A 4,860-nucleotide genomic window follows, 5' to 3' on the forward strand; every position below is an offset into this window, starting at 1 on the left:
CCATGATGCTGCTGATCCCGGAAGCGTGGGCCGGCAATCCCTTGATGGACGAAAAACTCCGCGCCTTCTACGAATACTACTCGGCCCTGATGGAACCCTGGGATGGTCCGGCCGCCGTGGCCTTTACAGACGGACGGCAGATCGGCGCCACGCTCGACCGTAACGGCCTGCGTCCGGCGCGCTATCTCATCACCGACGACGACACCGTGGTGATGGCCTCCGAGATGGGCGTGCTGACCATTCCGGAACACAAGATCGTCAAGAAATGGCGTTTGCAGCCCGGCAAGATGTTCCTGATCGACCTCGAACAGGGCCGCATCATCGACGATGCCGAAATCAAATCGGAACTGGCCAATCGCGAGCCGTATCAGCAGTGGCTCAACGATACCCAGATTCAATTGGAAAAGCTGCCGGCCGAAATCGCCGCGATGCCGCCCGACTCGGAGACCCTGCTCGATCGGCAGCAGGCTTTCGGCTACACCCAGGAAGACATCAAGTTTTTCCTGACCCCCATGGCCTTGAGCGGTCAGGAACCGGTCGGCTCCATGGGCATCGATGCGGCGCTCGCGGTGCTCTCCAAGCGTTCGCGATTGCTCTACGACTATTTCAAGCAGGGTTTCGCGCAAGTTACCAACCCGGCCATCGACCCGATCCGCGAAGAACTGGTCATGTCGCTGGTGTCCCACATCGGCCCGCGGCCGAATTTACTGGCGCTCCACAATGGCGGCAGCCACAAGCGGCTGGAAGTGCATCAGCCGATCCTGACCAATAAGGATCTGGAAAAAATCCGCCGCATCGAGGCCCGCACCGGGGGCGCGTTCAAGACCAAAACCATCAGCTTCTGCTACTCGGCAGACACCGGCGCCGGCGGCATGGAACCGGCGTTGAAAGCCTTGTGCGCACGGGCCGAACAGGCGGTGCACGAGGGCAACAATATCCTGGTGCTGTCCGATCGGGACATCGATGCGGAGCACATCGCGATTCCGGCACTCCTGGCCACCTCCGCGGTCCATTATCACCTGACCCGGACGGGCCTTCGCACCAAGGTCGGCCTGGTTGTGGAAACCGGCGAAGCGCGCGAGGTACACCATTTCGCGCTGCTGGCGGGCTACGGCGCCGAAGCCGTCAATCCGTATCTGGCTTTCGACAGCCTGTCCGATCTGCGCGAGAAGCTGCCGGAACAGCTGTCCGAAGACGAGGTGCACAAGCGCTATATCAAGGCCATCGGCAAAGCCCTGCTCAAGATCATGTCCAAGATGGGCATCTCGACCTATCAGTCGTATTGCGGCGCTCAAATCTTCAATGCCGTGGGCTTGAGCGAAGAGTTCCTGGACGAATATTTCACCGGCACCGTCTGCACGATCGGCGGCGCGGGACTCCGAGAAATCGCCGAGGAAACCGTGCGCCGGCATCGTGTAGCTTTCAGCGATGCCCCGCTGTACCGGAATGCCCTGGACGTAGGCGGCGAATACGCCTACCGCGTTCGCGGCGAAGATCATGTGTGGACTCCGGAGACCATTTCCAAGCTGCAGCACGCCACACGCACCAACAGCTGGGAAACCTATGTGGACTACACCCGCTCGATCAACGAGCAGAGCGAACGTTTGCTCACGCTGCGCGGCTTGATGGACTTCAGGTTCGACGAACGGGAGTCGGTACCGCTGGATGAAGTGGAACCGGTCGCGGAAATCGTCAAACGCTTCGCCACAGGCGCCATGTCGTTCGGCTCGATTTCATACGAAGCCCATACCACGCTGGCGATCGCCATGAACCGCATCGGTGGCAAATCCAATACCGGCGAGGGCGGCGAATTGCCGGAACGCTTCAAACCTTTGCCCAACGGCGACTCCATGCGCTCGGCCATCAAGCAGGTAGCATCGGGCCGCTTCGGCGTGACGACCGAATATCTGGTCAATGCCGACGATCTGCAAATCAAGATTTCGCAGGGCGCCAAGCCCGGCGAAGGCGGCCAGCTGCCCGGCCACAAGGTGGATGCCATCATCGCCAAGGTGAGGCACTCCACGCCAGGGGTCGGTCTCATTTCCCCGCCGCCGCACCACGACATCTACTCGATAGAGGATCTGGCGCAGCTTATCCACGATCTTAAGAACGTTAACCCGGCCGCGCGCATCAGCGTCAAGCTGGTGTCCGAAGTGGGCGTCGGCACGATCGCTGCGGGCGTCGCCAAGGCTCATGCCGATCACGTCACCATCGCCGGCTACGACGGCGGCACCGGCGCCAGCCCGATCACCTCGATCAAGCACGCGGGGCTCCCTTGGGAAATCGGCTTGGCCGAGACCCACCAGACTCTCGTATTGAACAAGCTGCGCGGGCGCATCTGCGTGCAGGCGGACGGCGGCATGCGCACCGGGCGCGATGTCGTGATCGGCGCGCTTTTGGGCGCGGACGAATTCGGCTTCGCCACGGCGCCGCTGATCGTCGAAGGCTGCATCATGATGCGCAAATGCCATCTGAACACCTGCCCGGTAGGCGTCGCAACCCAGGACCCGGAACTCCGCAAGCGCTTCACCGGACAGCCGGAGCATGTCGTCAATTTCTTCTTCTTCATCGCCGAGGAAGTGCGCCAGCTTATGGCAAAACTTGGTTTCCGCCGGTTCGAGGAAATGATCGGGCGCTCCGACAAGCTCGATATGCGCAAGGCCATAGCCCACTGGAAAGCGGCCAAGGTCGATCTGTCCAGGATTTTGTACCGGCCGGAGCCCGGTGAGGGCGTGGCCATCTCCAATTGCGAACCGCAGGATCATGGCCTGGACAAGGCACTGGATCACAAGCTGATCGAACTGGCCCGCCCCGCACTCGACGAACGCAAGCCGGTCCGCATTGAAATGGGCGTGCGCAACTACAACCGCACGGTCGGCGCCATGCTGTCCGGCGAATTGGCGAAGCGTTACGGCCATACCGGTCTGCCCGAAGATACCATTTACATACGGATGAAAGGCACGGCCGGGCAAAGCTTCGGTGCTTTTCTGTCGGCCGGCATCACTCTGGAACTTGAGGGCGACGGGAACGATTACGTGGGCAAAGGGCTATCGGGTGGGCGCATCGCCATCTATCCGTCCCCGGAATCTCCGGTGGTGCCCGAGGAAAATATCATCGTCGGCAATACCGTGCTGTACGGTGCCATCAGCGGCGAATGCTATTTCCGCGGCGTCGCGGGAGAACGCTTCGCGGTGCGGAACTCCGGCGCCATCGCCGTCGTCGAAGGCGTCGGCGATCACGGCTGCGAATACATGACCGGCGGCGTCGTCGTGGTTCTGGGCTCGACCGGCCGTAACTTCGCTGCGGGCATGTCGGGCGGTGTCGCCTACGTGCTCGACGAAACCGGCGATTTCGAGCATCGGTGCAACCTGGCCATGGTCGAACTGGAACCGGTTTTGGCCGAGGACATCGCCCTGGAAAATCTCGATCACCAGGGCGGCGATCTGGAAACCCACGGAATGGTGGACATCATGCATGACATGACCCGTCACGACGTTCAGCGCCTGCGAACCCTGATCGAAAAGCACCGCCGTTACACGGGCAGTGGACGAGCGAAGCAGATTCTCGAGAACTGGTCGGCTTACGCGCCGCGTTTCGTCAAGGTCATGCCGGTCGATTACCGTCAGGCGCTCGAAAAAATGCAGAAGACAAAAACGCAGACCGAAGTTCACCACTAGACGCGGGGGGCGTGGCGTAAACGCGCCCCTCGCCGACCCGGACCGATCGGAAAAATGGAAGGCACTTCGGCAAACAAGACCCCGAGGTCTAGAGCTTTCTCGTGCAATAAAGCACAGTAACGAGGTAGAAACAGAATGGGCAAACCCACGGGATTCATGGAAATCTCACGTCAGGACAGACGCTACAAGCTGGTGGCGGACCGTCTCCAGCACTACCAGGAATTCGTCGTCCCGCTGACCGAAGAGGAAGTCAGCCGTCAAGGCGCGCGCTGCATGGATTGCGGCATTCCCTATTGTCATCAGGGCTGCCCGGTCAATAACATCATCCCCGACTGGAACGACCTCGTTTATCAAGGAAATTGGCGTGAAGCCATCGAGGTACTGCACAGCACCAACAACTTTCCCGAGTTCACCGGCCGTATCTGTCCGGCGCCGTGCGAAGCGGCCTGCACGCTGAATCTGACCGACGAACCGGTCACGATCAAAACTATCGAGTGCTCCATCATCGACAAAGCTTGGGAGATGGGCTGGGTCAAGCCGCTGATACCCCAGCATCGAACCGGCAAAAAGGTGGCGGTAGTGGGTTCCGGTCCCGCCGGTCTTGCCTGCGCGCAACAATTGGCCCGCGTCGGCCACAGTGTCGTGGTTTATGAAAAGGCCGACCGCATCGGCGGACTGCTGCGCTACGGCATACCCGATTTCAAGATGGAAAAGCATCTGATCGACCGACGCATCGCGCAAATGCAAGCTGAAGGCGTGGTGTTCCGCCCCAATAGCCATATCGGCCGAGACGTTCCGGTTCAAAAGCTGCTCGACAACTACGATGCCGTCATATTGGCCGGCGGCGCGGAAAAACCGCGCGATCTGAACGTACCGGGCCGCGAGCTCAACGGTGTTCACTTCGCGATGGAATTTCTGCCTCAGCAGAACCGCCGCGTGGCCGGAGATACGCTTTCCGACGACACCAGCATCTGGGCGACGGGCAAGCATGTCATCGTGATCGGCGGCGGCGATACCGGTTCCGACTGTATCGGCACCTCGGCTCGGCACGGTGCAGCCTCCATCACCCAGTTGGAAATTCTGCCGAAGCCTCCGGAAAAGGAGAAAAAAGAGGTCACCTGGCCGAATTGGCCCAACAAGCTGCGCACGTCCAGCTCCCACGAAGAAGGCTGCGAACGTTTCT

General features: G+C 60.6%; 2 protein-coding genes. Both read left to right on the forward strand.

Annotation, left to right across the window (positions count from 1 at the left end):
• On the forward strand, positions 1 to 3,677 hold a 3,677-nt coding region (gene gltB, locus ABJK70_RS20255), incomplete at its 5' end, for a glutamate synthase large subunit (protein ID WP_347258911.1).
• A gap of 135 nt (positions 3,678 to 3,812) precedes the next feature.
• Positions 3,813 to 4,860, forward strand: a 1,048-nt coding sequence (locus ABJK70_RS20260; protein ID WP_347258912.1) for a glutamate synthase subunit beta, incomplete at its 3' end; no start/stop codon positions are given.

Origin of the sequence: Methylocaldum sp., from assembly GCF_039794385.1 — a bacterium.
In the GTDB taxonomy this organism is placed as follows: Bacteria; Pseudomonadota; Gammaproteobacteria; order Methylococcales; family Methylococcaceae; genus Methylocaldum.